This window comes from Marinobacter alexandrii, assembly GCA_039984955.1.
Classification (GTDB): Bacteria; Bacteroidota; Bacteroidia; order Cytophagales; family Cyclobacteriaceae; genus Ekhidna.
Genome location: JBDWTN010000007.1, coordinates 2,267,442 through 2,281,954, shown reverse-complemented (window position 1 = coordinate 2,281,954; position 14,513 = coordinate 2,267,442). Strand labels below are relative to the sequence as shown.

Annotated in this window: 21 protein-coding genes; 15 read left to right on the top strand and 6 right to left on the bottom strand. The window is 34.7% G+C overall.

Annotation, left to right across the window (positions count from 1 at the left end; translation table 11 throughout):
• Nucleotides 1-119: 119 nt before the first annotated feature.
• The 5 genes from ABJQ32_16505 to ABJQ32_16485 all read right to left on the bottom strand — a co-directional run bounded on the left by ABJQ32_16505 (nt 120) and on the right by ABJQ32_16485 (nt 4,584).
• A complete protein-coding gene (locus ABJQ32_16505; GenBank protein ID MEP5291258.1) occupies nt 120-557 on the bottom strand; it encodes a T9SS type A sorting domain-containing protein in 438 nt (145 codons plus the stop codon).
• Complete coding sequence (locus tag ABJQ32_16500; GenBank protein ID MEP5291257.1) at nt 541-849, bottom strand: cadherin repeat domain-containing protein; 309 nt, start codon at nt 847-849, stop codon at nt 541-543. Before ABJQ32_16500 ends, ABJQ32_16505 begins: the two co-directional genes overlap by 17 nt.
• Nucleotides 850-1,122: 273 nt before the next feature.
• Nucleotides 1,123-2,415 carry a hypothetical protein gene (locus tag ABJQ32_16495; GenBank protein ID MEP5291256.1) on the bottom strand — a complete coding sequence of 431 codons (1,293 nt, stop codon included), beginning with the start codon at nt 2,413-2,415 and terminating at the stop codon, nt 1,123-1,125.
• 328 nt (nt 2,416-2,743) lie between these two features.
• Entirely contained in the window at nt 2,744-3,682 is a 939-nt protein-coding gene (locus tag ABJQ32_16490; GenBank protein ID MEP5291255.1) for a patatin-like phospholipase family protein, read from the bottom strand.
• Complete coding sequence (locus ABJQ32_16485; GenBank protein MEP5291254.1) at nt 3,667-4,584, bottom strand: nucleotidyltransferase; 918 nt, start codon at nt 4,582-4,584, stop codon at nt 3,667-3,669. Before ABJQ32_16485 ends, ABJQ32_16490 begins: the two co-directional genes overlap by 16 nt.
• A gap of 227 nt (nt 4,585-4,811) precedes the next feature.
• Between ABJQ32_16485 and ABJQ32_16480 the strand changes: the two genes are divergently transcribed.
• The 3 genes from ABJQ32_16480 to ABJQ32_16470 are packed head-to-tail and all read left to right on the top strand — an operon-like array spanning nt 4,812 to nt 6,258.
• Nucleotides 4,812-5,378 carry a recombinase family protein gene (locus ABJQ32_16480; protein ID MEP5291253.1) on the top strand — a complete coding sequence of 189 codons (567 nt, stop codon included), beginning with the start codon at nt 4,812-4,814 and terminating at the stop codon, nt 5,376-5,378.
• A gap of 38 nt (nt 5,379-5,416) precedes the next feature.
• Complete coding sequence (locus ABJQ32_16475; protein MEP5291252.1) at nt 5,417-5,944, top strand: hypothetical protein; 528 nt, start codon at nt 5,417-5,419, stop codon at nt 5,942-5,944.
• Between the two features lie 38 nt (nt 5,945-5,982).
• Complete coding sequence (locus ABJQ32_16470) at nt 5,983-6,258, top strand: hypothetical protein (GenBank protein MEP5291251.1); 276 nt, start codon at nt 5,983-5,985, stop codon at nt 6,256-6,258.
• 35 nt (nt 6,259-6,293) lie between these two features.
• On the opposite strand, the gene ABJQ32_16465 is transcribed toward ABJQ32_16470, so the two are convergent.
• Nucleotides 6,294-7,220, bottom strand: coding sequence for a DUF4145 domain-containing protein (locus tag ABJQ32_16465; GenBank protein MEP5291250.1), 927 nt, complete (start codon nt 7,218-7,220; stop codon nt 6,294-6,296).
• A 91-nt stretch (nt 7,221-7,311) separates the two neighbouring features.
• Here ABJQ32_16465 and ABJQ32_16460 point away from each other — a divergent pair, with 91 nt between their 5' ends.
• The 12 genes from ABJQ32_16460 to ABJQ32_16405 all read left to right on the top strand — a co-directional run bounded on the left by ABJQ32_16460 (nt 7,312) and on the right by ABJQ32_16405 (nt 14,455).
• Nucleotides 7,312-7,482, top strand: a complete 171-nt coding sequence (locus tag ABJQ32_16460; protein MEP5291249.1) for a hypothetical protein — start codon at nt 7,312-7,314, stop codon at nt 7,480-7,482.
• 23 nt (nt 7,483-7,505) lie between these two features.
• Nucleotides 7,506-7,883: a DUF6678 family protein gene (locus ABJQ32_16455; protein MEP5291248.1), complete on the top strand. Its 378-nt coding sequence runs from the start codon at nt 7,506-7,508 to the stop codon at nt 7,881-7,883.
• Between the two features lie 14 nt (nt 7,884-7,897).
• Nucleotides 7,898-8,383 carry a hypothetical protein gene (locus ABJQ32_16450; GenBank protein ID MEP5291247.1) on the top strand — a complete coding sequence of 162 codons (486 nt, stop codon included), beginning with the start codon at nt 7,898-7,900 and terminating at the stop codon, nt 8,381-8,383.
• A gap of 13 nt (nt 8,384-8,396) precedes the next feature.
• Entirely contained in the window at nt 8,397-9,041 is a 645-nt protein-coding gene (locus ABJQ32_16445) for a hypothetical protein (GenBank protein MEP5291246.1), read from the top strand.
• 18 nt (nt 9,042-9,059) lie between these two features.
• Entirely contained in the window at nt 9,060-9,926 is an 867-nt protein-coding gene (locus ABJQ32_16440) for a hypothetical protein (protein MEP5291245.1), read from the top strand.
• Between the two features lie 17 nt (nt 9,927-9,943).
• Complete coding sequence (locus tag ABJQ32_16435) at nt 9,944-10,216, top strand: hypothetical protein (GenBank protein MEP5291244.1); 273 nt, start codon at nt 9,944-9,946, stop codon at nt 10,214-10,216.
• 154 nt (nt 10,217-10,370) lie between these two features.
• The gene (locus ABJQ32_16430) at nt 10,371-10,778 is read left to right on the top strand and encodes a hypothetical protein (GenBank protein ID MEP5291243.1); all 408 of its coding nucleotides are present in this window, start codon (nt 10,371-10,373) and stop codon (nt 10,776-10,778) included.
• Between the two features lie 293 nt (nt 10,779-11,071).
• Nucleotides 11,072-11,317 carry a hypothetical protein gene (locus ABJQ32_16425; GenBank protein ID MEP5291242.1) on the top strand — a complete coding sequence of 82 codons (246 nt, stop codon included), beginning with the start codon at nt 11,072-11,074 and terminating at the stop codon, nt 11,315-11,317.
• Nucleotides 11,318-11,334: 17 nt separating this feature from the next.
• Entirely contained in the window at nt 11,335-11,616 is a 282-nt protein-coding gene (locus tag ABJQ32_16420; GenBank protein MEP5291241.1) for a hypothetical protein, read from the top strand.
• A gap of 20 nt (nt 11,617-11,636) precedes the next feature.
• Complete coding sequence (locus ABJQ32_16415) at nt 11,637-11,954, top strand: hypothetical protein (GenBank protein ID MEP5291240.1); 318 nt, start codon at nt 11,637-11,639, stop codon at nt 11,952-11,954.
• Between the two features lie 170 nt (nt 11,955-12,124).
• The gene (locus ABJQ32_16410) at nt 12,125-12,844 is read left to right on the top strand and encodes a DUF1684 domain-containing protein (protein MEP5291239.1); all 720 of its coding nucleotides are present in this window, start codon (nt 12,125-12,127) and stop codon (nt 12,842-12,844) included.
• 276 nt (nt 12,845-13,120) lie between these two features.
• Entirely contained in the window at nt 13,121-14,455 is a 1,335-nt protein-coding gene (locus tag ABJQ32_16405; protein ID MEP5291238.1) for a hypothetical protein, read from the top strand.
• The last annotated feature ends 58 nt before the right edge of the window (nt 14,456-14,513 follow it).

The following is a 14,513-nucleotide window of genomic DNA, read 5'->3' as shown; positions in this document are numbered from 1 at the left end:
AAAAAGTCTCACCAATGGCTTTGATTCGTGAGACTCATAAAACGAGGGGTTATCTAGATTAAAGAAATTGATCCATCTCCAATAAATTCATTTAAGGCTTTTTAAGCTTCATTCGCTTTTCATGATCCAATAATCAACTCCGTACTCCCAGATTGATCGAGGATGACATAATAGATACCCTCACTCAATCTTGAGATGTCGTAGGAATGATCTTTGTTTGGTTTGAATTCCATCACACTTTTACCCGACTGATTAAATACTCTGATCAGGTATATTTCAATGTAGTTATTCAAATTAACCAAAAAGCGATCTGTAGTCGGATTTGGATAGATAGATATGTCTTCATTTGAAGTTATTGAGAGTGGTTTTTCGTTGACGGTGATAGTAACCACCAAACTACTCATATTCCCCACTTCATCGGTCGCAGCGATTTCTAGGTCATACACATTGTCTGCGTTGTTGTCTTGCGGGTTTGCAAAGTCCGGAGCAACAATAAAATTGAGTTGACCGGTACTTATGTTAAGAGTGAACAAGTCGTCGTCAATACTTCCTGTCAAGCTGTAGGATGGTACCTTGATCTGTTGCTACTGCAGTATATACAGTGCCAGTACCATTCTCTTCAAAGGAAGCTGCTGCTGGTGAGGTGAAGACCGGAGCATCCTCATCTACATCTAGAGCAGTGATTCCAACTGTCATGCTAGACGTATTGCTGGCTTCATCTGTAGCAGTGACTACGATGTTATACACATTATCTGCATCATCGTCCAGAGCAGTTTCAAAGTCTGGAGCATTGACGAAAGTAAGTGAGCCTGTATTGGCATCAATGGCGAATAATTCATCGTCGCTCATTCCTGCTAAGCCATAGTTCAGGGTGTTCTCATCAGTTGCTACTGCTGTAATATACTATTCCAGTATCATTCTCCTCAAAGGAAGCCGTAGCAGAGGAAGTGAAAACCGGGTTGTTCTCATCTTCAATATCGAAGACGGTGATCGCAATAGACAATTCAGAAATGTTTCCTGACTCATCTGTTGCCGTTACTACTATATCATAGACATTATTGGTGCCATCGTCTTGAAGGCTTTCAAAATCCGGTGCAACAATGAATGTAAGCTCACCGGTACTTATTTAATTCTCAACAATTTCTGTGTTAAGTGATTATTATTCATTGTTTGAATAATGTATAAGCCACTTTTTATACCATTGAAGTCAACTTGATCCATAGATTTAAGAGTTTGTGATTTTACTAAATCACCGTTTAGTTGAAGAATATTAACTTCTATAACTGAGTTGTTGGTCATTTGAAACCCTCCAAATCCACCACCCGTACCACATACGCCGAATGTGAAGTTTTTAGAATATGAATCGTTGCAATTGGTATTTATGTTAGAATTACTTGCAAAAACTGTTGCAACAACACTTGTAACTTTGTTCGAACAGCTTACTGGTATTGAAACTTGAGTATTACCTAAGAAATTAACAGTTGCAGGATAAAAGAAAGAATCACCATTCTCAAAATAAATGAGGAAGTTACCACCTGTAACCTGTGTACCTGCAGTTTTAGTGGTTGTGGTAAGAAATGTTACTTCATCTTGACCTAGTGCATTAAGTTCACCAACATCAGTTATTTGTACACTGCATGTTTGATTAAATCCTGAGATTTCAATTGAAACATCATCAATATAATAGTAGGCATTATTATTATCATTGTGTCCAGGATTAGTAACAAGTTGACTTTGATCGGTAGCAAAATTTCCTAGAACCATATACTTGACATTTGAATTGTTGGGCGAATAAGTACCTGACACTTTACTCCAACCATTAGAGTTTAAAAAAGCAAACGGTGATGGATAGTTAGATGGTACTTGAGGTGTGAATTGCGAGTAGTTTAAAGGAAAATCATCTAGAACGAGTTCAGAAAAATTAGAGGTAAAATAGGCTCCCAATCCCTTTACGGCATATTCAGTATCATCAGCCAAGCTTACGAAGAATTCGACGCTGTAAAACGCACCCATCTGAAGAGGTGTATCAAATTCATAAATTAAGTACTCAGCACTTGTTCCGCCAAATGAAAATGGGCTTGCGGCAATTATTCCTGTCATTGAAGTCCCTGTTCTAGGAACTTCAGATCCATATATATGATTCGCAGGATTATATCCACTGCCTAGTGAGGAGCAAGTTTGAAGATAATCTGGTGTTCCATTTATAGTATTACCACCACCATTGATAATTGTAGATCTACAGCCATATGTCCAATCCCTTGGAAAGCCTTGCGTTGAGCCTGGAGTATTCCAAGGTCCGTTCGGACAATTAGTGCCTGCTTGACGAATTTCAAAGCTTCCGTTATTTACAATATTTTGTGAATAAGCAATTTTGAATTGAACAATAATTAGGGATAACGCTATTAAATATCTCATAGCTTAATTTTTGGTATATGATATATAAAGGTATTATAAAATATAGTAAGTTGGATATACCTTAATAAACCCTAAGTCTGAAGTCCAACTTACGAGTTTGTTAATTTTATCATGGAATGGACAGAATCCTGTATGGATCAATGCTTGTGAGAGAATCTCATTTTCTTAGATTATTGCAAAGTTGATAATACCAATAGTATCTATTAAACGGTCAATTGATAAGCCATATATTTTGCTGAAATCATCGAAGGCTAGTGAATGAAGCAAAGTCTCACCAAAGGGTTTTGATTCGGGAGACACATAAAACGAGATTCAGATGTGCTTTTCTTTATAATCTTAAAAGTTTAATTATATCTTTTTCATACTTGGCGTATGAAGATCGACCTAGCTGAATCATTTTGTTCAGTTTCTTTAAATCTGCTTCAAACATATTGGTACCATGCTGTGGTTCAGGAAAGGAGTCACTGATTCTTAGCATATCTAGTTCAGGAAAGAGCAATTTGGCCACAAGTGTATTACTGTTGGTGTTTGCGGTTAGCACTCGTTCAATAAATTGAAAGAAGCCAAACTTCTTTAAGATTTTAGAACGAAGGCCTGAAGACTTTTCTATGTACTGACCAACACCAACATTTAAAAGATGAATGTTTGATTCTTTATATCCTAAAGCCTTGTATGCATCGACCATAGAATAGAGTGTAGAGTTATTAGCAATAAATCCTCCATCAACAACTTCAATCTCTCCATGGTTATCTGTGTTAATTTTCATTTTATTGAAAAAAGGATAAGCAGCAGACGAGCATCTTACAGCTGTTTCTATGGTGCGGTCAAACCCCGATTTGAAGGATTGTTTCATGGCATGGGCCTGATCAATATTAGTCTTGAAAATTAAGGGCATTTGTGTCTCAAAATTCAATGCTACAATTCCAATATTCGTTTTGAAAGAGTCAAATTTTTTGTCGCCAAACACCTTTTTGGCTTGTTCTTCCATGGCTTCACTTTTTCCTGTCCTTGAGCTTTTTCCCATTATTTCTGGAATGAGTGTCAGGTAGAGCTCTTCAATCTTTTTAATGTGGTATCCCAGCCCAATTAAAGCGGCAATAATTGAACCTGTGCTTGTCCCAAAAATCAATCCAAAATGCTCACAGAGAGGGCTGCCTAATTTTAATTCAAGCTCTTTTAAAACACCGAGAGTATAGACCCCTTTTGAGCCGCCACCATCTAAAACTAATATGTTAAGTTCAGCGTTATCCATTAGTATTCGTTCCAAAACTTAATTAGTTGGTTAACGAAAGTCGTTGCATCCTCAATATTCCATTGTTGGTCTTCAGAACCAAAAAGCTTCCGTTGCTCATTTTGTACTAAGTAATTTGTCATCGCCCCATTCTTTAAATCTGTGCTGAACTGATTTATGATGGAAACTGCTATTTCTTGATATGTGTTAAATCGAAAATTCGTGTTTTCTGAATTATAAATTAGACATTCTAAGAAGTAGGAAGGTGCAAGTTCTTTGGTTATGTAACCTTTGTCTACCATAGATGCTTTAATGTTTTTTAGCACTCTAACTGAAGGCTTAAAATTTCCATTTGTATTCTCTTGGCGGTTTTTTATACTACCATTTTTTAAGTGAACCTTTGGATAATTTATGATTGTTTTTTGAGGGACATCATGTTCTGTATTGAAAATAATTCCTTCAATATAGTCTGACTTATTTAATGAAGAATACGAATTATATTTTCTATACGGATTACATACAACTACATCACAATCGAGTCTACTGCTCCCATCGCCCTTCACAACTATAGCTTTGTTGCCAACTTCCACATTGTCACCATAACAATCTTTTAATTGTTCAATAACCGCTTGCTTAAAAGAAGCTAATGAATATTTTGCATCATCATAGTCAGAATCAAATTGTCTTTTTTGTTCTTGTGTGAGTGCTGACAAGTTCTTTGAAAATAAGGAGCGAAACTCAACAACTAAATCTACATCACTGTTCCCATAAATATTTGTGTAATTTGGATAGGATCCCTGCAGATAAGTAACATAGCTTACATCGTCATTCCAATTAACTTTTTTAATGCAATTTTCAACACTCCTGTGAGTAGTTGCCGAAGATTGAACTGCTCCTTGATTTGACCATGTTTGTAATTGTCTTTCTGGTATCGCCATTTATTTAAATTGTTGCCAACATCCGATATGGCGTACTTTGTGCGCCCTATACTCATTATAATTTTAGTTATAAACGATGGTAACTAGGTTCGATAATTCGTTCGTTTAATCGAACTCTTATTACACTTAACTAAATTAATGAATATAGTTAAAACTAATAGTTCGAAAAACTAGTTGGTTTAATCTATGTTTGATTAATTACATATATATGGTTAAATCGAACTGATATGAAATTTGGATATGCAAGGGTATCAACTAAGGACCAAAGTTTGGCTCTACAAATCGATGCACTTAAGAAGGAGGGATGTGAAGAAGTCTTTTCCGAAAAGCTCTCAGGTAGAAGTGAGAATAAGCCTAAGCTTAATGAACTATTAAGTAAGCTTCGAAGTGGTGATGTTGTTATGGTCTATAGTCTTGATAGATTGGGCAGGACTTCCAAGGAGTTAATATCACTCTTGTCGGATTTTAAGGAAAAAGGAATTCAGTTCAAGAGTATTCAAGAAGGAGTCTTTGACACTACCAGCCCAATGGGCGAAGCTGTTTTTCAAATAATAGCAATACTGAAAGCTATGGAGGTTCAGGTCTTAAGTGAACGAACCAAACATGGTCTCGAGGCTGCACGAGTTAGGGGTAGAAAGGGAGGTAGGCCTAAGGGATCATATGATAAAAACAAAGCTGCGGCCGCAGTAACTTTGTACAAAAGGGAACTACCTATTACTGAAATAACTGAATCACTAAAAATAAGTAGATCAACCCTATATCAGTACTTAAGGAATGAAGGTGTGAAAAGTTAGCTTTTGTAAATAAAGCTTTTTACTAAATAGATCTCGAAATGAAGAAAAGGGATGATTTTAAGGACTTAAGAGTAAATACGAAAGTTGGAGACATTAATAATTTGAATATTTCTGAGATTTCATCTCATGTTATTGTCCAACTAAATAATCTTGAACATTGGATGGGAGAAATACTTGCTTTCTATTTCAAACCTCAAGAACGAGAAGAGTTCATGGATTTACTTATGCATAGTAGTATCACACCTTTTGGGAGTAAAGCAAAGTTATTGCGAAGTTTGGCCATTATTGATAATCAAGATTATTCATCTCTTATGCAAATGGCAAATATTAGAAATGGGTTTGCTCATTCTATTTATTATGAGGTAAACGATGAAGTAGATGAGAAAATCTATCATAGTATTAAGATCCTCAATAATAAGGGATCGATTGAGTACAAAGAGATCAAAGAACAATTGGATCTTTTTATGGAAAAAGCCGATTACTTCCTTCATTGGCTACCTGAAATATGTTTCAAAGCAAGAGATTCAGGTAATGTTAGTAGTATAGCTAGATTGAAAAAGGAGTAACGGAATTAGTCTCACAAAACGATTAGATCTATCGATAAATGACAGATGATTACCGTACTACAGAAGGCGAGGTAGCCAAAGTGATATATGATACTGATGTATATCAAGAAATAAGGAAGCTAAGTTTGGATGGAGCTTTTGAAGCGTCAGAGCTGATTGGCATAGTCACTGTCAATATTAATTCTCACAACGAATTACTTCTGCGTCCATACCCAAAAGGACATTCTGACAGATTACTAATTCTAGAAGAGCTAGTTCATGATGAACTAGAGTATTATCTTCTTGAACTCAAGAATCGACAAGCAAAGAATTAGTCTCATAAAGCGAATATTGGAAATGTGTGCTGTAGCTATATTTTGTTGATATCTATTATGGTCCATTCACCAGTTAATCCGTTTTGATCAATCATAGATATTAAGGTTGCGCTGACTTTATCCCTAGTGTTGAGTTCTTTGTCTTGGTAGTACTCTCTCTCTTTTTTGGGAAATTCAACAATCACAGGTATTTCACTAATTAAATCTTTGAGTGATATCTCGTCATAATCCGCATCAATCTCCAATATTTCAAAGACAGAAGTCCTAATTTGAAACTTTGAATTAGGATCAAAGGCAACTGGAAAATTGAGAAGGTGTGATATTGCGTTTTTTACTTTAATCGCAATTTCGTCCTTATTCCTTGTGCCTTCATTCGATCCAATCTCTGAAATAACAGTAGTTAAGTTAGACTGAAAATCAACTTCACTTTCACCAAGCATTCTTTTCAATGTGTTCTTTATATTATTCAACACTTTGATTGCATCAGATCTGAGTTCACTAATGTCCTTTTGCTTGAAGTTTTGATTATAGTGTAAACAATCATTCCTGATTTTCCTGATACTATCAAGCAAACTGTATGTAGCGTTGGAAATTAAGCCATCAGATTTAAGGTTTTTCAATCGGTTAAACTGAGTGAGATTTTCATATTCCGGTTTCCCCAGTTGACCGGAGATATATCTACAAAAGTCTTCACTAGCGACACCAATCAGTGAAATACAACCAGTATAAAATCCAAACTCAAAAAGCTGTTCACCTTCACGAACTAATTTTATGAAATCACTTATGTTTTTTAAGTAATGGATTTCTTCAATTTCCCATTTTCGATCAACTATTTCATCTAGGTTTTCATCAAACCACCTCCTTAACAGAGATTTATAACTCTCCTGGTCCCTTTGTTTGAATTGATCTACCTTTTGAGAGGGAACTAATTCATAGTTGTATTTATGAAAGTCGATATACATTGCCTCATTAGTTAATAGCTTTTCAAATTACATGAAGTTAAGTTTTATTTGTGAATAACTGGATTGTCTCACAAAACGAATTTTAATTAATATGAGTATTGAAGAAAGAATTCATAAACTATATAAGGTGGGCAATTTGCTTGGTTCTAAAAATGTATCAGAATCGATTGTAAATCAACTGCAGTCTGAAACTTCTTTGGAAAAAGAAGTGATCCGAAGCAAGATTGTCTCGATGATTTCCAAGGGAATGCTTAATAAATAAAAGTGTCTCACAAAACGAATGAAATGGATGCTCACACTTTGAAAATAATAAGTGACAAAAACCTTAATTCTTGTATGAATAATACAAAGTGGAATGAGCTAGTATCAGCGATTACATCTGATCCAAATCATAATCCTAATGTTATCATTAAGTACATTCAAGAAGATAAGATTACTTCTAGCTTTACACCAGTATGGTGGGAAGATGTCAAACGTGATGGGTTTGAGATTATTGAATGGGTTAAAATAGATCCTATTAGTAAAGAATATGTCGGACGTTTGGTTGAACCAAGTGAAACAGACTATTCTGATTTCATAGAACAAGGATTAAAATCTTGCAACATACCATTTGAACTTGATAATGGTATATACACTATCTACGGATATAAGCCAGGTAATTAAGTCATATAAAACGAATGAAACTTATCATAACCCATATCCTACTTGTTGCTTCAATAAGTCTTCAAGGCCAATCAGCAGAAGTGGTCTCAGGGAAGAAATACCGGGGAGCAATATTTAATTCAGAATATGCAATGCCTCCATGGACTTTTACGATTAAGGAAAAGAGGTTTACTCCTACATCTGAGGAGATAGATAAGATAGAAGTAAAACTGAAGCTAGAAATAAATGATTTGAACTCTGATGGTCTTAATCAGGGGAAGGGATATGGTCCTGCTATTCATAAAAACTTAAGAAAGTATGTGCGCCAGTACCTAGGATTTATCAATGAAAAAGGGGAGAGGGTAATACTAATCAATTGCTTATGGCTTAAATCTTCATTTGCAGATGGTTGGAAAGAAGAATGGATTAACGTTTCAGATGGGGGAAGTCAATATTGGCAAGTCAAATACAATTTAGATCAAGAACAATTTTATGACTTTGGTGTCAATGGCGTAGCATAATCTCACAAAACGAATGAAAGGATACTCTGTTTTTCGTAAATTCTTAGATTCAGCACAAGCATCTGAAATCACCAATCTACTCCTCGAGAGTGATATTGATACTATCTTAAAAGATAATTCACCTTCTGTAGATGTTACCTTCTCAGGTAATGAACTCCAAAATGAAATACTATTATATGTAAGGCAAGAACACTTTACAGAAGCAGAAAAACTACTTGAGAAAGAAGCTTTAGATGCTATTAATAATGTCGATTCAGATCACTACTTGTTTTCATTTTCCAATGAAGAGCTCTCCGAGATTGTATTGAAACCAGATGAATGGAGTGCTTTTGATTTAAAGCTTGCTCAGAAATTATTGAATGAAAGAGGTGTTTCAGTAAGCAATCAATCTATATCGGAGATTAAGGCTAAAAGAAATGAGGAACTTGGTCAGCAGGACTCACTCCCTTTTTACAAGATATTATTATCCTATCTTTCAGTCCTAGCAGGTGGACTCCCTGGTATATTCTTTGGATACATTCTTATGAATTACAAAAAGACACTTCCTAACGGACAGAAGGTCTATGGCTATGATTCAAAAACAAGAAAGGCTGGTAATGGCTTATTTTGGTTTGCAATTCCATTTACATTGTTTGAATGGTATTTGTTTTTTCAATAGTCTCACAAACGAATGAATATGAAATTGTTATTGTCATTTCTATTAATCCTGATTATAAACTCCAATAGTTACTGTCAGGAGATTCAAGATTTTGTGACAGACCTTAACGGTTTTAGATTAGGGCAATTTCGAGACGTTCCAAAAAATGAATTAAATACCATTATTCAAGAGAATAAATTTGATGATGGCTTTGAGTATGAAATCTTCTTAGTTGAACCTGATACATCAGTTTATATGCTATTTGAATATGCCAATTATGATCTTAAGACAATTTGGTCAATCCAACTTACAGGTACAAAGAAAGGCTTTGACTGTGGATTTAAGGGACTAAAACTCGGCATGCCTGAAGATGAAATAGAATCACTTATTGGCGAAGCATCAACTGTTGAAGACATAGGAGGTTATGGAGATAAGTGGGTTTATGACAACACCAACTATTCTCTTGAAATAAGTCCTAACGGATTGCTGGCAGGGATAAAAATCATTGATCAATCTCAAGAGTTTTTTACCATTTCCGACATAACTGAAATTCCCAATTTTAAGAAGTATTCAGAAATACTAAATTCTGAAAATCGACAACTCATATCCAATATTCTTGCTCCAGGAATTGAAGTATATAAAAACGATTCTGTCTATTATTTTCATAGTTCAATGATGAAAGAAATCAATGAAGATGGTTCTGGAATATTCTCTCTCGCAAAAGAATTGAGTCAAATTCTTAATAGAATTGATCCAATGGATTCTCTACAGTATGAAGAAAATATTAGAGTGGCCTTGGGTCAAGCTACCTTGCATGTAGCAAAAATTAAGCTTGATGGAAATTACAAAGAGATTGTCTTCAAGTATTTGTTTGGGAAATATCTCATTTGGGAAATTCAACTATAGGCAGCCTCGCAAAACGAATGAAAAAGCTGATTGTGACAACTGGAATTATTCTAATCATCTCCAATATGGTTTTTTTCGTACCTATGACATTTAGTGTATTACGTTCTGGAGGTGGTGGTTTTGGATATGGATTACTGCTCTTGCCTATAACCATTGTAGCTCATTTATATATTATTCCAGGAGTTATTTCGCTTTTTAAGAAGTATCAGACTAGTATCGGATTATTACTAATCAATATATCAGGATTAATAGGCTCTGTTTTTTGGATATGGTTTTTTAGCTCAAATTAGTCTCGTAGAAAGAATGAATGATAATAGTCCTATGAAGTCACTTGCACTATCTATTATACTGTTCCTAATAAGCTCTTCACTTAGTGCTCAAAATCAGAATCAAATTCAGTTGATTAGGCAGCATTATTCTTATGTGAATGAAAATATAAGCTCAATGAGAATTGAGAAATCTAAGACATTTGATGAGTCAACAGATGGAGCTGAGATTATGAAATACTTTGATGGAGAAAAATGTGTGAAGATTAGACTTGAATACTTTGGAGAGACTGGAAAACTATTCAGAGAATACTATGTAGATAATAATGAATTACTTTTTGCATTTGATCAAGAGTTCAACTACAACATGCCGTATTATATGGACTCTACTCGAGCGGTTCAATCAGGATTTGACCAATGGTTTGATCCCAACAAAACAGAGCTCTTAGAAAGCAGATTCTACTTTGATGACGGAGAGATGATAAGATGGATTGATTCATCGGGGACACGCATACAGCAAGGTGATGAAGGATGGTTAGATAAAGAATCTTTTTACATAGATGACTTAAAGTCAAGGCTGGAATAGTCTCACAAAACGAATGGTTGAATTAATTCTCTTCCTTGTAATTATTATGAATTTTGGATTCGCAGCTTTATTATGGAGGGTTAGATCTTACTACAAATACACAAAATCTGATTTCCTGGTGTATTTGATTAATCTGAATATTGTCTTCTTAATACTATTCTTAGATCACATTCATTGGGAGCTAGACTATCCTTTTTCAGTGAAGTTCTTCTCTCTTTTTTTCCTGATGTTTGGGTTAAGTGAATTAATTAGGAGCTTACTTTTGAAAAGAAAAAGTTAATCTCACAAAACGAATGACAAAGAGGAAGAAGTATTTCAAGTTCTACTTATTCGCCATAGTTGCCTGGATACTTTTAGGCTTAATCTTTTTGGGACTGAGCTGGTATTCTGAATCTTCTGGCACAGAAACTTCAAGAAGTATCTCAGGTATCATTTTCGTATTTGGAATTTGTGGAATACCAATTATCATTTTCTTTTCCTTGTTCGTTCAACTAGCTGAATATATAATCGATCGCATACCTTCGAAGAACAATAATTAGTCTCAAAAAACGGAGCGATGAAACATTTAAAGCAATTTGAAGAAAAACCAACTAAGCTATTCGGAAAACTATTCTGGAATATGCTTTTCTGTATAGCGCCATTCGTTCTATTCGGTAGCTTCTTTGTTCTATTTGGCGCAGTTCCGTTTACCTTTAATGATAAACAGTATTATGGCATTCTTGGATTCTCAATGACACTTGTGCTGATACCCTGGATAGCCCTTTGTTTTGCTATAGTTTTTTGGATTTATTATTCTGTTGGAAACTACTTTCTCCGACTATTTAATAGGATTTTTTAGTCTCATAAAACGAATGAAAAATGGCAGCTGATTTTATAGCAACACTTCATTATAAGAAGACTGAGGATGGAGGAAGGACGGGAATCGTTTATTCCGGCTATCGGCCATTAATCCAATTCGAATTCGACACCATGCCAACGTCGGGTGAACAGAAATTCTTAGGCAAAAATGAAGTGAATCCAGGAGAAACAGTAAAGGCCGAGATAAGAATCGTTGGCGTTGATTACTTTGCTGGTAAATTGAAGGAGGGAATCAAGTTCGAATTCAAGGAACCACAAAGAGTAATGGGTACTGGTGTGATAGAAGAGGTTTTAAACCCTAAGCTTAAAACTGTTTAATGAAACGAATAATCTTGAAAAATTCTCTTAGAATAATAGCTCTTATAGCTCCATCATTTTTGTTTGCTCAATTAAGTATTTCTGAAGTGTACGAGGATAACTTAAAATTCAGAGACAGTGTAAACCTAAGGTTTTCATTACAAGAGTATTCACCTCTTCCATTACATATCATGGATGAATTTGAATCATTGCCTTTTTTCGAAATTGATAGTGCCTATAGAATCGAAGCTAATTTTAAACGCCTTCAATATTTAGATGCTAGCAAAGAAGCAGTTGCTGAGATTAGCTTTTTGATTAATCGGGATTCAGTCCAATTTTTGCTTTACAAGTATTCAGGCAATGAAAAATTACTTTTTTTGCCCTATACTGATTTAACAACCGGTTTTGAAACACATACGAGTGGGCGCTATCTGATAATTCCATTCCCTAACATGGATAAAGTATTAATTGATTTTAATAAATCTATGAATATAGATTGCGCTTACACCCATGAACCGCCATGCGGATGGCCGCCAAGAGATAATCATTTCAACTTTCCAATTAGAGCTGGTGCCAAATTCTTTCAAGATAAAAACTGGAAAAAATTAACTAAACAACCAAAATACAAAAAAGGGAATGCTTTTTACCCAGACTTACTAAAGGAAGCTAAGTACCCAAATCATGTTGATAGATCACTAATGAAGTTCCCAATATCAGTAAGAGCAATCATAAATATAGATGGCTCAATATCTAATCCTGTTATGAAACACGGCTTCCAAGAAGATTTTGACAAAGTAGTACTAAACGCATTTACAAAGATGGGAAAGGGTTCATTTGAACCTGCTGAATTAAATGGAAATAAAGTAAGGAAGTACTTAATATTTGTTATAGACCCTAAGTACTTTAAATAAATTAGTCTCACAAAACGAATAAATAGAGGCTCAATGTGAATGATGAATTTTATAATCGAGCTATGCTCACATTTGCTTCCAAATAACTAGACGATTACATTGATAAATTTGGTGACTACATGAATTGTTTACATTGTATTTTGATGACTGAATAAAATCATGGGTTTATCACAATTGTTATTTTATCTATCAATACTTGTTATAGCAATTTTGGTATTAATTTTTGTACCGAAATGGCAAACTAAATCTATTAAACCTTCGAGTGAGAAATTGGAAATGACCAATAAGTTACGAGCGACAATTGCTCAAATACTAGGTGGCCTGATACTCGGAGCAACATTTATTCAAAGTATTCATGGAATAAAAGAGTCAAGAAATTTAATTCTTCTACAACTTGATACCACAGCAAGTATAGCAAGAGAGGAAAGAGCCTTAAATCGCGAATTATCTTTTCAAAACAATAAATTAATGATCTCAGAGATTAACAAAAATGTTGAAATAGCAGAAGCTGATAGATCTCTTGCCCGCGAAGATTTGAACGAAAGAATAAGGCTATTAGATTCCACACTTAAGGACAATAAGGCTCAAAGAGATTTACTTGCTCATCAAATAAGGACACAACAGATTATTTCAAATAGGCAGTCCAATGTCTTACTCTTTACTGAAGCAGTAAAGCTGTTAGGGTCTGATAGGGCTATTAGCCGTCTTGGGGGTGTAAATTCCCTGCGAAATCTTGCTGTAGAAGATAGTTTATATACAGAAGTTTCTCTCCAATTACTACTGAACCTACTAAAGGTAGAAAATCTGGAAGAGAAAGAAAGGACAATTATCTTTTGGTCTGCATTGAAAGTCGTTAATTACCTAAAAGAAAAAAGTACTACCTATTACACATTCGATGACAAAAGAATAATGACTGACGAGGGCGTTTTTTTGGGAGAATCTAATTTTGGATTCACATTTGAGGGCTTAAACTTAAGCAATGTGAGACTTTCTGAAATTGATGCATCAGGATTGGTTTTCTTGAATTGTGACCTTTCAAAATCCAAAATTATCGGAGATTTTGCAAGAACTAAATTTATTCATTGTAACATGGATAGCACAGGTATTGCTTCAATTGTCGAGGGAAAATTGGGATTTGATTTAGAACGATGCTATGTCTCAGGAAGGGTGTCCAAAGTTAAATTTGAGAGCGTTAATTTCAACAAGAAAGAAACATTCAATTTACTTACTAGATCTAACAGTTTAAATACATCTTCATTTTCTGAGAATGATTTGATTTGGGATAGATCTCCTTTTGAGAACTTGGGAAGTTTTAAGTTATATGCCAGTATTGATGGTATCAGAACTTTGACTGATTCTCACCCAATGAATTGGCCTGGGTCCTTGAATTTCACATATAAAGATCCTCATGAGGTTATTTGGCCAGCATCTGAACTTGGAGAAATACTTGAAAATAGGAGGAATTCTACTGATGTGATAACACAAATAATTAATAAAGAGGAAGAGTGTATGGAGTTAGCCTTTGCCTACAACGTTATTGCAGCAAATTGCTATCAATTACTTCCCGAAAATTATGCAATCGAGTTTAATGATAAACAAGATAGAAATTGAAACCATTTCTACTTAACTTTTTTGTTATCCATCAGCTTAAATTTTACTTAAAACTGAT

Coding starts and splice junctions, on each gene's coding strand:
- ABJQ32_16460 (MEP5291249.1), top strand. CDS start 7,312: ATGAGTATTGAAGAAAGAATTCATAAACTATATAAGGTGGGCAATTTG.
- ABJQ32_16410 (MEP5291239.1), top strand. CDS start 12,125: ATGGATGAATTTGAATCATTGCCTTTTTTCGAAATTGATAGTGCCTAT.
- ABJQ32_16440 (MEP5291245.1), top strand. CDS start 9,060: ATGAAATTGTTATTGTCATTTCTATTAATCCTGATTATAAACTCCAAT.
- ABJQ32_16405 (MEP5291238.1), top strand. CDS start 13,121: ATGACCAATAAGTTACGAGCGACAATTGCTCAAATACTAGGTGGCCTG.
- ABJQ32_16420 (MEP5291241.1), top strand. CDS start 11,335: ATGAAACATTTAAAGCAATTTGAAGAAAAACCAACTAAGCTATTCGGA.
- ABJQ32_16445 (MEP5291246.1), top strand. CDS start 8,397: ATGAAAGGATACTCTGTTTTTCGTAAATTCTTAGATTCAGCACAAGCA.
- ABJQ32_16415 (MEP5291240.1), top strand. CDS start 11,637: ATGGCAGCTGATTTTATAGCAACACTTCATTATAAGAAGACTGAGGAT.
- ABJQ32_16465 (MEP5291250.1), bottom strand. CDS start 7,220: ATGTATATCGACTTTCATAAATACAACTATGAATTAGTTCCCTCTCAA.
- ABJQ32_16450 (MEP5291247.1), top strand. CDS start 7,898: ATGAAACTTATCATAACCCATATCCTACTTGTTGCTTCAATAAGTCTT.
- ABJQ32_16435 (MEP5291244.1), top strand. CDS start 9,944: ATGAAAAAGCTGATTGTGACAACTGGAATTATTCTAATCATCTCCAAT.
- ABJQ32_16475 (MEP5291252.1), top strand. CDS start 5,417: ATGAAGAAAAGGGATGATTTTAAGGACTTAAGAGTAAATACGAAAGTT.
- ABJQ32_16470 (MEP5291251.1), top strand. CDS start 5,983: ATGACAGATGATTACCGTACTACAGAAGGCGAGGTAGCCAAAGTGATA.
- ABJQ32_16500 (MEP5291257.1), bottom strand. CDS start 849: ATGAGCGACGATGAATTATTCGCCATTGATGCCAATACAGGCTCACTT.
- ABJQ32_16495 (MEP5291256.1), bottom strand. CDS start 2,415: ATGAGATATTTAATAGCGTTATCCCTAATTATTGTTCAATTCAAAATT.
- ABJQ32_16430 (MEP5291243.1), top strand. CDS start 10,371: ATGAGAATTGAGAAATCTAAGACATTTGATGAGTCAACAGATGGAGCT.
- ABJQ32_16455 (MEP5291248.1), top strand. CDS start 7,506: ATGGATGCTCACACTTTGAAAATAATAAGTGACAAAAACCTTAATTCT.
- ABJQ32_16425 (MEP5291242.1), top strand. CDS start 11,072: ATGACAAAGAGGAAGAAGTATTTCAAGTTCTACTTATTCGCCATAGTT.
- ABJQ32_16480 (MEP5291253.1), top strand. CDS start 4,812: ATGAAATTTGGATATGCAAGGGTATCAACTAAGGACCAAAGTTTGGCT.
- ABJQ32_16485 (MEP5291254.1), bottom strand. CDS start 4,584: ATGGCGATACCAGAAAGACAATTACAAACATGGTCAAATCAAGGAGCA.